This window comes from Mycobacterium montefiorense, assembly GCF_003112775.1.
Classification (GTDB): Bacteria; Actinomycetota; Actinomycetes; order Mycobacteriales; family Mycobacteriaceae; genus Mycobacterium; species Mycobacterium montefiorense.
In genome coordinates, this window is record NZ_BFCH01000018.1 from 283,415 (window position 1) to 299,613 (window position 16,199).

General features: G+C 66.5%; 17 protein-coding genes. 12 read left to right on the forward strand and 5 right to left on the reverse strand.

The features are described 5' to 3' along the window. Positions 1-45 precede the first annotated feature (45 nt). The 8 genes from ripA (at position 46) to DB708_RS14060 (ending at position 8,433) form a co-directional block, all read left to right on the forward strand. On the forward strand, positions 46-1,482 hold the full coding sequence (gene ripA, locus DB708_RS14025; RefSeq protein ID WP_108922731.1) for an NlpC/P60 family peptidoglycan endopeptidase RipA: 1,437 nt from the start codon (positions 46-48) through the stop codon (positions 1,480-1,482). 9 nt (positions 1,483-1,491) lie between these two features. Beyond that, complete coding sequence (gene ripB / locus DB708_RS14030) at positions 1,492-2,217, forward strand: NlpC/P60 family peptidoglycan endopeptidase RipB (protein WP_108922733.1); 726 nt, start codon at positions 1,492-1,494, stop codon at positions 2,215-2,217. 190 nt (positions 2,218-2,407) lie between these two features. Further along, the gene (gene moxR1 / locus DB708_RS14035; protein WP_108922735.1) at positions 2,408-3,538 is read left to right on the forward strand and encodes a chaperone MoxR1; all 1,131 of its coding nucleotides are present in this window, start codon (positions 2,408-2,410) and stop codon (positions 3,536-3,538) included. After that, entirely contained in the window at positions 3,535-4,497 is a 963-nt protein-coding gene (locus tag DB708_RS14040; RefSeq protein ID WP_108922737.1) for a DUF58 domain-containing protein, read from the forward strand. Before moxR1 ends, DB708_RS14040 begins: the two co-directional genes overlap by 4 nt. 46 nt (positions 4,498-4,543) lie before the next feature. Then, positions 4,544-5,551 carry a VWA domain-containing protein gene (locus DB708_RS14045; RefSeq protein ID WP_108922739.1) on the forward strand — a complete coding sequence of 336 codons (1,008 nt, stop codon included), beginning with the start codon at positions 4,544-4,546 and terminating at the stop codon, positions 5,549-5,551. Between the two features lie 255 nt (positions 5,552-5,806). Next, on the forward strand, positions 5,807-6,562 hold the full coding sequence (fabG1, locus tag DB708_RS14050; protein WP_108922741.1) for a 3-oxoacyl-ACP reductase FabG1: 756 nt from the start codon (positions 5,807-5,809) through the stop codon (positions 6,560-6,562). A 17-nt stretch (positions 6,563-6,579) separates the two neighbouring features. Beyond that, positions 6,580-7,389: an NADH-dependent enoyl-ACP reductase InhA gene (gene inhA, locus DB708_RS14055; RefSeq protein WP_108922743.1), complete on the forward strand. Its 810-nt coding sequence runs from the start codon at positions 6,580-6,582 to the stop codon at positions 7,387-7,389. A 6-nt stretch (positions 7,390-7,395) separates the two neighbouring features. Beyond that, a complete protein-coding gene (locus tag DB708_RS14060) occupies positions 7,396-8,433 on the forward strand; it encodes a ferrochelatase (protein WP_108922745.1) in 1,038 nt (345 codons plus the stop codon). Here DB708_RS14060 and DB708_RS14065 read toward each other — a convergent pair. Continuing rightward, the gene (locus DB708_RS14065) at positions 8,430-9,404 is read right to left on the reverse strand and encodes a hypothetical protein (protein ID WP_108922747.1); all 975 of its coding nucleotides are present in this window, start codon (positions 9,402-9,404) and stop codon (positions 8,430-8,432) included. The genes DB708_RS14060 and DB708_RS14065 overlap by 4 nt on opposite strands. A 57-nt stretch (positions 9,405-9,461) precedes the next feature. Between DB708_RS14065 and DB708_RS14070 the strand changes: the two genes are divergently transcribed. Genes DB708_RS14070 through DB708_RS14080 form a run of 3 tightly spaced genes read left to right on the forward strand, consistent with a single transcriptional unit; the run spans position 9,462 to position 11,453 of the window. Next, positions 9,462-9,893 (forward strand): NfeD family protein, encoded by a 432-nt coding sequence (locus DB708_RS14070; RefSeq protein WP_108922749.1) that lies wholly within the window; start codon positions 9,462-9,464, stop codon positions 9,891-9,893. A 48-nt stretch (positions 9,894-9,941) separates the two neighbouring features. After that, on the forward strand, positions 9,942-11,087 hold the full coding sequence (locus tag DB708_RS14075) for an SPFH domain-containing protein (protein WP_108922751.1): 1,146 nt from the start codon (positions 9,942-9,944) through the stop codon (positions 11,085-11,087). A 9-nt stretch (positions 11,088-11,096) separates the two neighbouring features. Beyond that, positions 11,097-11,453, forward strand: coding sequence for a DoxX family protein (locus tag DB708_RS14080; RefSeq protein WP_108922752.1), 357 nt, complete (start codon positions 11,097-11,099; stop codon positions 11,451-11,453). On the opposite strand, the gene DB708_RS14085 is transcribed toward DB708_RS14080, so the two are convergent. The 4 genes from DB708_RS14085 to DB708_RS14100 are packed head-to-tail and all read right to left on the reverse strand — an operon-like array spanning position 11,450 to position 14,134. Then, positions 11,450-11,935 carry a nitroreductase family deazaflavin-dependent oxidoreductase gene (locus DB708_RS14085; RefSeq protein ID WP_108922754.1) on the reverse strand — a complete coding sequence of 162 codons (486 nt, stop codon included), beginning with the start codon at positions 11,933-11,935 and terminating at the stop codon, positions 11,450-11,452. The genes DB708_RS14080 and DB708_RS14085 overlap by 4 nt on opposite strands. Positions 11,936-11,959: 24 nt before the next feature. Further along, complete coding sequence (locus tag DB708_RS14090) at positions 11,960-12,274, reverse strand: hypothetical protein (RefSeq protein WP_108922756.1); 315 nt, start codon at positions 12,272-12,274, stop codon at positions 11,960-11,962. Positions 12,275-12,323: 49 nt separating this feature from the next. Then, positions 12,324-13,325 (reverse strand): S1 family peptidase, encoded by a 1,002-nt coding sequence (locus DB708_RS14095; RefSeq protein WP_108922758.1) that lies wholly within the window; start codon positions 13,323-13,325, stop codon positions 12,324-12,326. 50 nt (positions 13,326-13,375) lie between these two features. Continuing rightward, the gene (locus DB708_RS14100; RefSeq protein ID WP_235616763.1) at positions 13,376-14,134 is read right to left on the reverse strand and encodes a TVP38/TMEM64 family protein; all 759 of its coding nucleotides are present in this window, start codon (positions 14,132-14,134) and stop codon (positions 13,376-13,378) included. Positions 14,135-14,323: 189 nt separating this feature from the next. On the opposite strand from DB708_RS14100, the gene mutA reads away from it, so the two are divergent. Next, on the forward strand, positions 14,324-16,195 hold the full coding sequence (gene mutA / locus DB708_RS14105; RefSeq protein WP_108922760.1) for a methylmalonyl-CoA mutase small subunit: 1,872 nt from the start codon (positions 14,324-14,326) through the stop codon (positions 16,193-16,195). Positions 16,196-16,199 lie beyond the last annotated feature (4 nt).

Here is a 16,199-nt window from a genome sequence, read left to right on the forward strand (position 1 = left end):
GTCTGGCGCCGCCGTCCGTGTTAAGCCCAAGGGGAGCTAAGTCGAATGAGACGCACACGCCGGGGCCCAGCTGCGCGACCGGCCGCGAGGTTGGTCCGTCCGGTCATTCCAGCGGTCCTGAGCGTGGCCATGCTCGTCACCACACCGGGTCTGGCGCAAGGTGATCCGAACGCCGACACCCTCGGCGCGCTGATCGCGAATGTCGCCAAGGCCAACCAGCGTCTGGAAAACCTGAGTGCTGAAATCCAGTCGGAGCAAGAGGCCGTCAACAAGGCCCTGGTCGATGTGGAGACCGCACGGGACGGCGTGACCACCGCGCAGCATGACGTCGAGGTCAGCCAGCAGTCGGTCAAGGATGCCAACGCGGCAATCGCTGCGGCCCAAAGCCGTTTCAACACGTTCGCGGCGGCCACCTACATGAATGGTCCGTCGGGGAGCTACCTGACCGCGACTAGCCCCGAAGACATCATCGCCACCGAATCCGCTTCGAGGACCCTGGCGACCAGTTCCCAAACGGTGATGGACAACCTGCAGCGGGCCCGCACCGAGCAGGTAAACAAGGAGTCGGCCGCGCGGCTGGCCAAGCAAAAGGCCGAAAAGGCTGCTGCCGACGCGAAATCCAGTCAGGATGCCGCGGTCGCTGCGCTCACCACCTCGAAGCACAAGTTTGAAGAACAGCGTGAGCAGATCGACCAGTTGGCCGCCGAGCGGGACGCGGCCCAGGCCAAACTGCAGCAGGCCCAACTCGCGTCCGCGCATTGGTCGACCGGAAACGGCGGCGGTGCACCAACGACGGGCGACCGGTGGGACCCCGGCGCGCCGGCCAGTGCGCCCCACACCGGCGGCCGCCAGTGGGACGGTTGGGATCCCACGCTGCCGATGGTGCCCAGTGCCAATATCCCGGGTGACCCGGTCGCGGTGATCAACCAGGTGCTGGGCATCTCGGCCACCTCCACGCAGGTGACCGCCAGCATGGGGAAGGGCTTCCTGCAGCAACTCGGCATTCTCAAGCCCGACGACACTGGGATCACCAACGCCGCACCCGGTGGGGTCGGGGGACGCATTCCGCGGGTTTACGGCCGGCAGGCCTCCGAATACGTGATCCGTCGCGGCATGTCACAGATCGGCGTGCCCTACTCCTGGGGCGGTGGCAACGCGGCCGGCCCGAGCCACGGAATCGACTCTGGCGCCGGGATCACCGGCTTGGACTGCTCGGGCCTGGTCTTGTACTCGTTCGCCGGGGTGGGCATCAAGCTGCCGCACTACTCGGGTTCGCAGTACGGCCTGGGCCGCAAGATCCCGTCTTCTCAAATGCGCCGCGGCGACGTCATCTTCTACGGCCCGGGCGGCAGCCAGCACGTGACGATCTACCTCGGTCAAGGCCAGATGCTCGAGGCCCCCGACATCGGACTGAAGGTGCGCGTGGCACCGGTGCGCACCAGCGGCATGACCCCGTACGTGATTCGCTACATCGAGTACTAACGAGGAGCTATGGGGCACAAGCGTTTTCGCCTGATCAACTTGGCCTGGATTACCACAGTGGTGACCGGGCTGATGTTGTCTGTCGCCGCCCCGGCCACGGCTGACCCCGGCGGGTGGGACCCCACTTTGCCGGCCACCATCAGCGCCGGCGCTCCGGGCGATCCGCTCGCCGTGGCCAACGCTTCGCTGCAGGCCACCGCCCAGGCCACCCAGACCACCCTCGACCTCGGTAAGCAATTTCTGGGCGGCCTCGGGATCAACATCGGCGGCGATTCCGCTCCCACCGCGGCTACCCCGACCAACCCCGGCGGCAAAATCCCGCGGGCCAACGGCCGGCAGGCCATCGAGTACGTGATCCGGCGGATGGGCTCCCAGATGGGGGTGCCGTACTCATGGGGTGGTGGCTCGCTGGAAGGCCCCAGTAAGGGCGTCGGCGACGGCGCCAACATCAACGGTTTCGACTGTTCGGGCCTGATGCGTTATGGATTTGCCGGTGTCGGCGTGCTGATCCCGCGGTTCTCCGGTGACCAGTACAACGCTGGCCGCCACATTCCTCCCAACGAGGCCCGGCGCGGCGACCTGATTTTTTACGGCCCGGGCGGCGGCCAGCACGTCACCATGTATCTGGGCAACGGCCAAATGCTGGAGGCCTCCGGAAGTGCCGCCAAGGTGACTGTGAGCCCCGTGCGAAAGCCCGGTATGACGCCGTACCTGACTAGGATCATCGAGTACTGACCCAGGTGTGCCGTCGGGATCGCGGCCGAACCCGGCGGGTTTGATTTGCTCGTCAGCGGAGCGCGGCGTCGACGGAATCCCTAGGGCCTGGAATAGTTGGACGAGGGCACGTAGCTGCCCCACGACATTCGTCGTGATGGCAGTTGTGTTCGATTTGAGCTGTATCGGTTAAACCGAGAAGAGGATGTTAATGACAGCAGCAGGTGGGCCGCCCCCGGGCGCCAGCGGTTACTCGGGTCCGAGCGGGCAGTCTGGCCCCGGGGCCCATGCGGCGCCAGGTGGCGCCGACGGATTGGCTGCCGAAGTACACACCCTGGAACGGGCCATCTTCGAGGTCAAGCGGATCATCGTCGGTCAGGATCAGCTGGTGGAGCGGATGCTGGTCGGTCTGCTGTCCAAGGGCCACGTGCTGCTCGAAGGTGTCCCCGGCGTGGCCAAGACGCTGGCCGTCGAGACGTTCGCCAAGGTCGTGGGCGGCACGTTCGCGCGTATCCAGTTCACGCCCGACCTGGTGCCCACCGACATCATCGGTACCCGCATCTACCGGCAGGGCAAGGAAGAGTTCGACACTGAGCTCGGCCCGGTCCACGTCAACTTCCTGCTCGCCGACGAGATCAACCGCGCGCCGGCCAAGGTCCAGTCGGCGCTGCTGGAGGTGATGGCCGAACGTCAGGTGTCAATCGGTGGCAAGAGATACCCGCTGCCCAGCCCGTTCCTGGTGATGGCGACGCAGAACCCGATCGAGCACGAGGGGGTTTACCAGCTGCCCGAGGCGCAGCGTGACCGCTTCCTGTTCAAGATCAATGTCGGGTACCCCTCGCCCGAGGAAGAGCGCGAGATCATCTACCGGATGGGCGTTAAGCCGCCGCAGCCCAAGCAGATCCTGGACACCGGTGACCTGCTGCGGCTGCAGGACGTCGCGGCCAACAACTTCGTGCACCACGCGCTGGTCGATTATGTGGTGCGCGTCGTCACCGCGACCCGCCATCCCGAGCAACTCGGCATGAACGACGTCAAGACGTGGATCTCGTTCGGCGCATCGCCGCGTGCCTCATTGGGCATCATCGCGGCCGCCCGTTCGCTGGCGTTGGTGCGCGGTCGCGACTATGTGATCCCGCAAGACGTCGTCGAGGTCATCCCCGACGTGCTGCGCCACCGTTTGGTGCTGACCTACGATGCGCTCGCCGACGAAATCTCGCCTGAGGTCGTCATCAACAGGATTTTGCAGACCGTCGCCCTTCCGCAGGTGAATGCCGTTCCGCAGCAAGGGCATTCGGTTCCGCCGGTGATGCAGGCTGCGGGCGCGGCTAGCAGTCGGTGACCGATCCGAACCCCGCCGCGAAGTCCGCGGCGCTACATCCGCCGTCGTTTCAGCGCGGACAGCTCGATGACCCGAAATTGTCGGCGGCGCTGCGCACGCTCGAACTCACCGTCCGGCGCAAGCTCGACGGAGTCCTGCACGGTGACCACCTCGGCCTGATACCGGGCCCGGGTTCGGAGCCGGGGGAGTCGCGGGAGTACCAGCCCGGCGACGACGTCCGGCGGATGGACTGGGCGGTCACGGCCCGCACCACCCACCCGCACGTGCGGCAGATGATCGCCGACCGCGAGCTAGAGACCTGGATGGTGGTCGACATGTCGGCCAGCCTCGACTTCGGCACCACGGTCTGCGAAAAGCGTGACCTGGCGGTCGCCGCGGCGGCCGCGATCACATTCCTCAACAGCGGGGGCGGCAATCGGCTGGGCGCACTCGTCACCAATGGTGCGGACAACGTCCGGGTGCCGGCCCGCTCCGGGCGGCAACACGAACAGACGCTGTTGCGCACCATCGCGACTATGCCCAAAGCGCCGGTCGGAGTGCGTGGTGACCTGGCGGTCGCCATCGACGCGTTGCGTCGCCCGGAACGCCGTCGCGGAATGGCCGTGATCATCAGTGACTTCCTTGGGCCGATCAACTGGATGCGTCCGCTGCGCGCGATTGCTGCTCGCCACGAGGTGCTGGCCATCGAGGTGCTCGACCCGCGCGATGTCGAACTACCCGATGTGGGCGACGTTGTGCTTCAGGACGCCGAAACCGGCGTGACCCGCGAATTCACCGTCGATGCGCAACTGCGGGATGACTTCGCCAAGGCGGCGGCGGCGCATCGTGCCAACGTGGCCCGAACGGTTCGCGGTTGTGGCGCACCGGTTTTGACGCTGCGCACCGACCGGGACTGGATCGCCGACATCGTCCGCTTCGTGGAGTCCCGCCGGCGTGGGGCCATGGCGGGGCGCCAGTGACTCGCGCTTTTCCCAAGGCGGTCATGCACGGCGAGACGGGTCTGTTATGACAATGCCTTTGCTCGGCGCGATGTCACTGTCCGGGTTCGCGCACGCATGGTTCTTCCTTTTCCTGCTCGTCGTTGTCGGGTTGGTCGTGCTGTACGTGCTGATGCAGTTGGCCCGCGAGCGACGCATGCTGCGGTTCGCCAACATGGAGCTGCTGGAAAGCGTGGCTCCCAAACGGCCCGCTAGATGGCGCCATGTGCCGGCGATCCTGCTGGTGGCATCGCTGGTGTTGTTCACCGTCGCGATGGCCGGGCCGACGAACGACGTCCGGATTCCACGCAACCGCGCGGTGGTGATGTTGGTGATCGACGTGTCGCAGTCGATGCGTGCCACCGACGTCGAACCCAACCGGATGGCCGCCGCGCAGGAGGCGGCAAAGCAATTCGCCGACGAGCTCACACCGGGCATCAACCTCGGCCTGATCGCCTATGCGGGTACCGCGACGGTGCTGGTGTCGCCGACGACCAACCGCGAGGCGGCCAAGATTGCGCTGGACAAGCTTCAGTTTGCCGACCGCACCGCCACCGGCGAGGGGATCTTCACCGCGCTGCAGGCCATCGCCACGGTCGGCGCTGTCATCGGTGGCGGCGACAAGCCGCCGCCGGCCCGCATCGTGCTGTTCTCCGACGGTAAGGAGACGATGCCGACCAACCCGGACAACCCCAAGGGCGCCTTCACCGCCGCACGGACCGCCAAGGACCAGGGCGTGCCGATCTCGACGATCTCGTTCGGTACCCCGTACGGCTTCGTCGAGATCAACGACCAGCGTCAGCCGGTGCCGGTCGACGACGAGACACTCAAGAAGGTCGCCCAGCTTTCGGGCGGAAATTCCTTCAATGCCTCGACCCTGCAGGAGCTCAAGGCTGTGTACGCGTCGCTGCAGGAGCAGATCGGCTACGAGACGATCAAAGGTGACGCCAGCGTGGGCTGGCTGCGGCTGGGAGCGCTGGTGTTGGCGCTGGCGGCGCTGTCGGCGTTGCTGATCAACCGCCGGCTACCGACCTAGCTGATCTCGCGATGGTCTTCGGCGACGTCGCATTCGATGCGCTCTTCCCAAACCAGCACGCCAGCAGTTGGTAATGGCTCTCGAGCTCATGGCGAGAGATAGCTGGCGTGCTACCAGGGCCTCGCTGCCCAGAAACGGGTCTGCCATGGCGGAATTGTGCCGAGAATCACCGACAAGCGCCGCGAGTCGAGGTATGTTCCGGCCGCAAAGGGGGCAGATTGCAGCCCTGCCGCACCGAGGCGATAAGTTGGCCGGGTGACTGACGTAGCCACCGAGCTCGCCGCCGACGGCGGCAAACCCGCATTCGTATCGCGTTCAGTCCTGGTGACGGGCGGAAATCGGGGGATCGGCCTGGCGATCGCGCAGCGGCTGGCGGCCGACGGTCACAAGGTTGCCGTCACGCACCGCGGTTCGGGTGCGCCCGAAGGGCTTTTCGGCGTCGTGTGTGACGTGACCGACAGCGACGCCGTCGACCGCGCCTTCAAGGAGGTCGAGGAGCACCAGGGCCCGGTCGAGGTGCTGGTGTCCAACGCCGGTATCTCCAAGGATGCGTTCCTGATCAGGATGACCGAGGAGCGGTTCGAGGAGGTCATCAACGCTAACCTCACCGGTGCGTTCCGGGTGGCCCAGCGCGCATCGCGCAGCATGCAGCGCAAGCGATTCGGCCGGATCATCTTCATCGGTTCGGTGTCCGGCAGCTGGGGCATCGGCAACCAGGCCAACTACGCGGCCGCCAAGGCCGGCCTGATCGGCATGGCCCGCTCCATCTCCCGGGAGCTGTCCAAAGCCGGGGTGACCGCGAATGTGGTGGCGCCGGGCTATATCGACACCGAGATGACCCGCTCACTCGACGAACGCATCCAGGAGGGTGCGCTGGAGTTCATCCCCGCCAAGCGGGTCGGCACTGCCGAGGAGGTCGCCGGGGCGGTCAGCTTCCTGGCGTCTGAAGATGCAAGCTACATCGCCGGCGCCGTCATCCCCGTGGACGGCGGCATGGGCATGGGCCACTAGAGAAGGAAAACATAGACATGGCAGGCATTCTCGACGGCAAGCGGATCCTGGTAACCGGGATCATCACCGACTCGTCGATCGCGTTTCACATCGCCAAGGTGGCCCAGGAAGCGGGGGCTCAGTTGGTGCTGACGGGCTTTGACCGGTTGCGGCTGATTCAGCGCATCGCCGATCGGCTGCCGGAAAAGGCCCCGCTGATCGAACTCGATGTGCAGGACGAAAAGCACCTCGACACGTTGGCGGATCGGATCAGCGCCGAGATCGGCGAGGGCAACAAGCTCGACGGTGTGGTGCACTCGATCGGTTTCATGCCGCAGACGGGAATGGGTATCAACCCGTTCTTCGACGCGCCCTACGAAGACGTGGCCAAAGGCATCCACATTTCGGCGTACTCGTACGCTTCGCTGGCCAAAGCGGTGCTGCCGATTATGAATTCCGGCGGCTCTATCGTCGGTATGGATTTCGACCCGACCCGGGCCATGCCGGCCTACAACTGGATGACGGTCGCCAAGAGCGCACTGGAGTCGGTGAACCGGTTCGTGGCGCGCGAGGCCGGTAAGGCGGGGGTGCGCTCGAATCTCGTTGCCGCCGGGCCGATCCGAACGCTCGCGATGAGCGCGATCGTCGGTGGCGCACTCGGCGACGAAGCCGGTGCTCAGATGCAGCTGCTCGAGGAGGGCTGGGACCAGCGCGCCCCGATCGGCTGGAACATGAAAGACCCCACGCCGGTCGCCAAGACCGTGTGCGCGCTGCTTTCGGAGTGGCTGCCCGCGACCACCGGCTCCATCATCTACGCCGACGGCGGCGCCAGCACCCAATTGCTTTAACCGGCAATGGAATTTGACGCCGTCCTGCTGCTGTCCTTCGGGGGACCAGAGGGCCCACAGCAGGTGCGACCGTTCCTGGAGAACGTCACCCGCGGCCGCAATATACCGCCGGAAAGGCTAGACGACGTCGCCGAGCAGTATCTGCATTTCGGCGGCGTATCGCCGATCAACGGCATCAACCGCGCGCTGATCACGCAACTGGAAGCCGAGTTAGCTGACCGCGGTTCGGATATGCCGGTGTACTTCGGCAATCGCAACTGGAATCCGTACGTCGAAGATACGGTAAAAGTCATGTGTGACAATGGTATTCGTCGCGCTGCGGTATTCACCACGTCAGCCTGGAGCGGCTACTCCAGCTGCACGCAATATGTCGAAGACATCGCCCGCGGCCGTCGGGCCGCAGGTGCGAATGCGCCCGAGTTGGTCAAGCTGCGAACCTATTTCGATCATCCGCTATTCGTAGAGATGTTCGCCGACGCGATCGCGGCGGCCGCCGACACGTTGGCGGCCGAGTTGCGTGGCGAGGCGCGGCTGGTATTCACCGCACATTCGATTCCGGTGGCCGCCGATGAGCGCTGCGGCCCGCGTCTGTATAGCCGTCAAGTCGCTTACGCCACAAGGCTGGTCGCCGCGGCCGCCGGATACGCCGATTACGACCTGGCCTGGCAATCCCGATCGGGTCCGCCGCAGGTTCCGTGGCTGGAACCCGACGTTGCTGACCATCTGCGGGTACTGGCGGAGACAGGCACCAAGGCCGTCATCGTCTGTCCCATCGGATTCGTCGCCGACCACATCGAGGTGGTGTGGGACCTCGACGAAGAATTGCAGTCACAAGCGCGGGCGGCGGGGGTGGCATTGGCCCGGGCCGCCACGCCGAACGCCGACCGGCGATTCGCGATGCTGGCCGCGGATTTGATCGACGAACTGCGCTACAGCCGCGCTCCGGCCCGCACCAGCGGACCTGACCCGGTACCGGGTTGCCTTGCCAGCGTCGACGGCGCGGCGTGCTGCCCGCCGCATTGCGTTGCGGGAGAAGAGGGTTAGTCGGCCCAGGCCGAGTACAGGATCGCGTTAACCGCGGCCATTCGCGCCGAGCGCACCACCGAATTCAGCGGTCGCAGTGCGTCGCCGGCGATCCGCGCCTCCGACGATGATTGGGTACCGATCGGTTCCAGCCCGGATACGACACGGGCCGCGAAGCGATCCGCGGTCGGAGCGCCGCCCGCGTGCGCGGACGGATCGGAGGCCCGGCTGAGCCCGGCGCTCACCGCGATGATCGCGTCGACGTGTGCGGCGTTCTCCAGCACCCGCACGGCACGCGACGGCGCGTGGTCGGGAACCCGGTGTTGCCGCGCGGATTCCAGCAACTGTTCGACAAGTCCTCGCGGATCGTCGATGTCGCTTGCCGATCCCAGCCCGATAGCGCCGAGCGCATCGGCGGCCGAACGCACGGCCGACCGCAGCGAGTATTCGGCATCGCCCAGCTCGTGGTGTTCGAACACCGGCGCGCCGGGCAGTGAATACACCGTCCACGCCAGCGCGCACAGTTCCGGTAAGCCCGGGTCGTCGTCGCCGGCCTCCTCGGGATCGGTGTACGAGAACTCGGGGACCAGCCCGACAGCGGCGGTGGGGTCGTCCGGGTGGGTGATGATCACCGCCTCACCGGCGGCTAGCGCGTCGCGCTCGAACTGGGTCCCGGGGGCCAGGCCGCGAACGTCACCGGGAACCGGCAACACCACGTTGATCGTCCCCGGCAATGGACCCGAAGCACCCGTGGCCCCCGGCAGCGTCAGCCGGCCAACCGCGGCGCGCAGCGTCTGCAACAACGAGACGGTCCCGGCGTCGTGCACGTCGGGCCACGGCAGCCCGGTGTGGCCGGCTGCAACAGCATCATACGCGGTGACCGATTGCTTTGGCGCCCAAAGGGATAGCGCGTCCAACACGTCGTCGGGCGCAGCCTTGCCCGCGAGCCAGGCGTTAGCCCACACGGACAGCGAAACACTCGGACACCACATGATCTCGCAGTGTAGTTGTTTGGTCCGGCAAAGGCGGATCACGCGTATTCTGACGGCATGGCGATCGCGCTGAGCTGGCTAATCTTCGCACTGGCTCTTGCCGGCGCGGAGGCACTGACGGGCGATATGTTCCTGTTGATGCTGGGCGGCGGTGCGTTGGCCGCCTCGGCCACCGCATGGTTCACGGATTGGCCGATCCTGGCCGACGGGGCGGTGTTCTTGATTGTTTCGGTCCTGCTGGTCGTGCTGGTGCGGCCCGCGCTGCGGCGTCGGCTGACGCCTACACACGAGCTGCCCACCGGCATCAAGGCCCTCGAGGGCAAACGCGCGTTGGTGCTTGACCGAGTCGCCCGTGACGTGGGCCAGGTGAAGCTCGATGGCCAGGTGTGGACGGCGCGCCCGTTCAACGACGGCGATGTCTACGAACCCGGCGAATCGGTCACTGTCGTGCACATCGACGGCGCGACGGCGGTGGTGATCAAACAGTAGCCCGTCGACACAGGCGCTGCGAAAGCGCTGCGAGAGAAAGGAATTCCGGTGGAAGGTGCGGTTGCTGGTTTGGTGTTGCTGGCAGTCCTGGTGATCTTTGCAATCATCGTGGTGGCCAAGTCGGTTGCGTTGATTCCGCAGGCCGAGGCCGCGGTGATCGAACGGCTGGGTCGGTACAGCCGCACGGTCAGCGGGCAATTGACGCTGCTCATCCCGTTCATCGACCGGGTGCGTGCCCGGATCGACCTGCGCGAGCGGGTGGTGTCATTCCCGCCACAGCCCGTCATCACCGAAGACAACCTGACGCTCAACATCGACACGGTGGTCTACTTCCAGGTCACCGTCCCGCAGGCCGCGGTGTACGAGATCAGCAACTACATCGTCGGCGTCGAGCAGCTCACCACCACCACGCTGCGCAACGTCGTCGGCGGCATGACGCTGGAGCAGACCTTGACGTCGCGCGACCAGATCAACGGGCAGCTGCGCGGAGTGCTCGACGAGGCCACCGGCCGCTGGGGCCTGCGGGTCGCCCGGGTCGAGCTGCGCAGCATCGACCCGCCGCCGTCGATTCAGGCCTCGATGGAAAAGCAGATGAAGGCCGACCGGGAGAAGCGGGCGATGATCTTGACCGCCGAAGGTACCCGGGAGGCGGCGATCAAACAGGCCGAGGGCGCCAAGCAGGCGCAGATCCTGGCCGCCGAGGGTGCCAAGCAAGCCGCGATCCTGGCCGCCGAGGCGGAGCGGCAATCCCGGATGCTGCGCGCCCAGGGTGAGCGTGCCGCGGCCTACCTGCAGGCGCAAGGTCAGGCCAAGGCCATCGAGAAGACGTTCGCCGCGATCAAGGCGGGCCGGCCCACCCCGGAGATGCTGGCCTACCAGTACCTGCAGACGCTGCCCGAGATGGCCCGCGGCAGCGCCAACAAGGTGTGGGTGGTCCCCAGCGACTTCAGTGCGGCGCTACAGGGTTTCACCAAACTGCTGGGCGCACCGGGCGAGGACGGGGTGTTCCGGTTCGAGCCATCTCCGGTCGAGGACGTGCCCAAACACGCGGCCGACGCAGACGACGCCGAGATCGCCGATTGGTTTTCCACCGAGTCCGATCCCAAGATCGCCCAGGCGGTAGCCAAGGCAGAGGCGATAGCCCGCAAGCCGGTCGATGGCCAGCCGGGGCCGCCGCCGGAATTGACCCAATAGGATTGCCGGATGACTGCTTTGAGTTCGCCGAAGACCTATGCGGCGCTGGGCGCGTTTCATGCCGTGGACGCGGTGTTGTGCGGTGTTCAGGTAGCTCCGATCAAGAAAGTGTTGGACGACGTCGGTCTTCCGGACAACGTTCGGCCCGTGCTGCCGGTGGTGAAGGCGGCCGCGGCGGTCGGCTTGCTGTCCGTCAGCCGCTTCCCCGCGCTGGCCAGGCTGACGACGGCGATGCTGACGCTGTACTTCGTATTGGCGGTGGGCGCGCACGTCCGGGTACGCGACAAGGTCGTCAATGGCCTTCCGGCAGCGGTATTTTTGGCCATCTTCGCCGCGATGACGGTGAAGGGGCCGGAGCACAACTAGTCAAGCCGTAACTCGACCAACGGCAGCGGAGTGTCGGTGTCGGTGATCGCAACGCCGAGTGTTTCTTCGAGCACCGGCCTGAATTGTTCCCACGTTCGCCGGTGACGGCTGCGGTAGTCGGCCAGCGTGCGATCGGCTTCGCGTTGGTCGAGGACACGTGCGGTCGCGGGCGCGGGCGCGCGGCTGCCGACGTAGATGCGCACCCGTGGGGAAGCTTCGATGTTGCGGAACCACTGCGCTTTTCGGCCGAACCCCGATGCGACGATGTATACGTCTGCCCCGCGGTGGTCGACCACTTCCAACACGGCGTAGCGCCGGACGCCGGACTTGCGGCCCAGATGTTCGAGCATCAGGATGCGCGAGCCGAACAGTGCGCCGCCGCGGCACCGGTAGATCCAGATCGGCGCGCGGACAAGAGGTCGGGTCCGCAACAGCCGCCCGGCCGCCCTGGCGACAAGGGATCGCGAATGTGCTTGTGCCACTTAAACCAAACCCAGGGGGCACTGCTACGGCGAGACCGGATCGAGCCGCGGTGACGGCGGCAGCGCGTGGGGCCCCGGCGGCAATGGTGGCATCGGCACGGCACTCGGCGCTGGCGCCGGTGTGATGGCAGACGGCGCGGGATACCCTGACGGCGGTGTCGACGAGAACGGCGGCGGATAGGGCGGCGGGGGCAGCTGGACGCGGATCGTAAACACCAGGCCGGTGATCGCGAACGCGGCGATCGCGCCGAGGATCAGGCCAACCAGACCGGCACCAAGTAACGCCGCGGTGGAGAATCGCCGCCCGGGTGCGCCGATGGAGTTGTTGTCGGATGTCATGCGGCTCCCCACATTGCTCGTCGGATCAAGACGGTGGTGCGTCCGGTCTTTAGCGCGGACCGGGTCGTTGCGCGATCGCGGCGGTTAGCTGCCATTTGTTCAGCCACGGCTGTACTAGCTCGGCCACCGAGAATTTGGCCGGGGCCAGGCAGCCCGCGTTGGGAGTGGCAGGATTGCTGCCACGGATGTCGATGCCGACCGCCGTGGCGGTGCCGTCGTTTTGAATCAGATAGACCGGGCCGCCGGAATCGCCGCATTGACCGCCCGCCAAGAACGAGACCTTGCTCTCGGTGACGTCGAGCACCGGGCCGCATTCGGCCTCACCGCTACTCATGCCGAATTTGCACAGTTCCTGTCCGATCGACAGATCGGTGGTGACCCCCGTGATCGGCAGCGTGGTGGCGACTGCCGAACTCCGCGGGACGTTGTCGCCGTCGAGCACGATCAGGCCGATGTCGTGTTGCTCGTTGTGCACGCCTTCGCTGACTGTGCGGGCGAATGTGCCCAGCTTTGCGTACGGGAGGATTCCGCCGAGGTTCATCACCACCTTGCTTGGTGTGTGGGGCCGATTGCAATGACCGGCGGTGAGAAGACCAGCCTCACCCGTGCTGGTACGCACTAAAAAGCCGGCAGTGCAACCCATTCCGCCGGAGCCATCGGCGTATTCAACATAGATGCCCGCGCCCGGGCCGGCGGCCGTCGACGCCGGCAATGCGATGGGGGTCAGTTCGGGAATGGGCGCGGGTTCTTGCACGCGCTCGATGTGCTTGGGTGCCAGCCAGATGGCCGTCATGCACACAGCGGCGGCGAATGCGGCTGCGATCGTCAGCCACGAGGCGCGCGTTCGCTCCCGTGCGGCATGCGGGTACGAGACGGCCGACGCGACGACCACGCCGCCGGTCGGTACGCGATACAGCCTGATCCGATCGAGCAGGAACGACAAGACAGCGACGCCCACCGACGCGAGGGCGCCGAGCAGGAGCACGAGCAGGCCCGCCCGCGACGGCTGCAAACCGAAAGTCGCTAGCTGCTGCGCGTAGACCCGCTCCATTGAGTAGATCTTTCAGGCAACTGGCTGCCGCACTCAACAGTCCGGCCCGGTTAGCTGATAATGACCGGCTCGGAAGCGGGCTCGTCGGGGTGCGCTGTGTGGTGTCGTCGGCGGTAATGACGGACTTCGACGAACAGCCCCGTGAGCCCCAGCGCACTGGTGACCAGCGACACCAAGAAGAGCAGCGGGCTGGGGTGACCGGCCAGCGCGTCGCCGAGAAAAACCACCGCGGCGGTGCCGGGCAGTAGACCGGCCAGCGTGGCCAGCGTGTACGGCCTGATGCCGACCGCGGACGCGGCGGCGGCGTAGTTGACCGCCGAAAACGGCAGGACGGGAATCAGCCGCAGCGACAGGACCGACACCCAGCCCCGCTCGCGCAGCCGCTGGTCGGCCCGGTGCAGCGCTCGGTAGCGAACCAGCCGGTCGAACCGCCACCCTGCAGCGCGGACCAGCACCAGCGCCAACACCGCGCTAGCGGTACTGGCAACCACCGCGATCAGCACGCCCAGGGCGGGGCCGAACAGCAGCCCCGCGGCCAGGGTGAACGCCGTGCGCGGGATTGGCACCACCGTGACAACGGTGTGCGCGATCAGAAACGCCAACGGGAACCAAGGCCCCAACGATTGAGCCCAATCGCGCAGCTGCACCGCGCTGGGCAATGGAACACATAGCGCCAGCGCAACCAAGAGTGTGATACCGACCACTGCCGCCAGAGCGCGCGGCCGGGACACCTGGCGCGTGGTCATCCCCAGCGCGCGCCAGAGACTGCGCAGCGTGCTGGTGGTTTTGGAAGTGGCGGAGCCCGTCACGCCACTAAACGTTACGGGCCAGAAATGAATAACTTGTATCCCGGGCCTGGCGTTTCGGCTTGTCCTGGCTCGATCGATTCACCTCGCGGTTTTTGGCGGCGGGGGCAATCAATTAGCCTGATTAGTGAGTCGCGTGTCCTCCGCAACCTCAAGCAACGTTGCCAATAGCTGCGAAAACAGGAGCCGTCGGTGTCCATTGACGTACCCGAGCTCGCCAACCTAGAACAGGTTCGCGAGCGCTGGCGCACCGCGGTGGCAGGTGTGCTTGCCAAGAGTGCCCGCAAGGAACCCGCCGAGTTGGGCGAACAGCCCGAGCATCTGCTGGACACCCAGACATACGACGGGTTCGCCGTACGCCCGCTTTACACAGCGTTCGACGAGCTGCCCGAACCGTCGCTGCCCGGCGAGTGGCCCTACCTGCGTGGCGGGGACCCGTTCCGCGACGTGAAATCCGGCTGGAAGGTCGTCGAGGCGTTTCCGGGCGCCGCAGCCACCGCCGCCGAAGCCAACGCGGCCGTGTTGGGTGCGCTCGGCGACGGGGTCAGCGCGCTGCTGATCCGCGTGGGGACGGACGGTGCGACGGCCCAGGACCTCGAGGTGCTGCTCTCGGGCGTCTACCTGAGCATGGCGCCGATCATCATCGAGGCCGGTGCCGACTACGTGGCGGCGGCCGACGCGATGCTCGCCCTGGTGGCCGACGTCGAAGCCGACCAGCGTGCCACCTTGTCGATTGACCTGGGCGCCGACCCTTTGACCGCGGCGCTGAGCGGGCGTCCTGCGGCGGCGATCGACGACGTCGTCGCGGTGGCTTCGCGCGTGACCGACGAGCGCGGCGTGCGGGCAATCACCGTCGACGGGACCGCCTTCCACAACCTCGGCGCCAACGCGACCTGGGAACTGGCCGCCGGAATCGCGGCCGCGGTCGCCTATCTGCGGGTGCTCACCGAGGCGGGGATGCCGGTGGGTAAAGCGCTGGGCCAGATCAGTTTTCGGCTTGTCGCCGATGACGATCAGTTCATGACGATCGCCAAGATGCGCGCAGCGCGTCAGCTGTGGGCGCGGGTCGCAGAGGTTGTCGGCGAACCCGACGCCGGCGGGGCGATCGTGCACGCGCAAACGTCGCTGCCGATGATGACCCAGCGCGATCCGTGGGTGAACATGTTGCGCTGCACGCTTGCCGCCTTCGGTGCCGGGGTCGGCGGCGCCGACACCGTGCTGGTTTTCCCGTTCGATATCGCGATCCCGGGCGGGTTTCCGGGCACGGCAAGAAGTTTCGCGTGCCGAATTGCACGCAACACACAGCTGCTGCTGCTAGAGGAGTCGCACGTGGGGCGGGTGCTGGATCCCGCCGGTGGATCGTGGTTCGTCGAAGATCTCACCAAACAGCTTGCGCAGCGGGCGTGGGAGCAATTCCAGGCCGTCGAGGCTCGCGGCGGGTTCGTCGACGCTCGTGACTACATCGCCGAGGCGATCGCTGACATCGCCGGACGGCGTGCCGACGACATCGCGCATCGCCGTACGGCGATCACCGGCGTCAACGAATTTCCGAACTTGACCGAACCCACACTGCCGCAAAGTGATTCGATCGGCCAGCCGGATGTTGGCAACCTGCAGCGCTACTCTGCCGCGTTCGAGGCGCTACGCGATCGCTCGGACGCCTTCCTGGCCCGCACCGGTGCCCGCCCGCAGGCGCTGTTGCTTCCACTGGGGCCGCTGGCCGAGCACAACATCCGCGCCACATTCGCGGCGAACCTGCTGGCTTCGGGCGGCATCGAGGCGGTCAACCCGGGAACGCTGGACACCGGGGCCGTCGCCGCGGCGGTGTCCGATGCGGGATCGCCCGCCGTGGCGGTGATCTGCGGTACCGACAAGCGTTACGGCACCGAGGCGGCGGGAGCCGTCGACGCGGCGCGTGCCGCCGGAGTGTCCAGGGTCTACTTGGCGGGGCCGGAAAAGGCGGTGGCCGACACTGGCCCGCAGCACCGGCCCGACGAATACCTGACAGCTAAAATCAATGCGGTCGAAGCGCTTTCGGATCTGCTCACTCGGTTGGGGGCGTAACAAG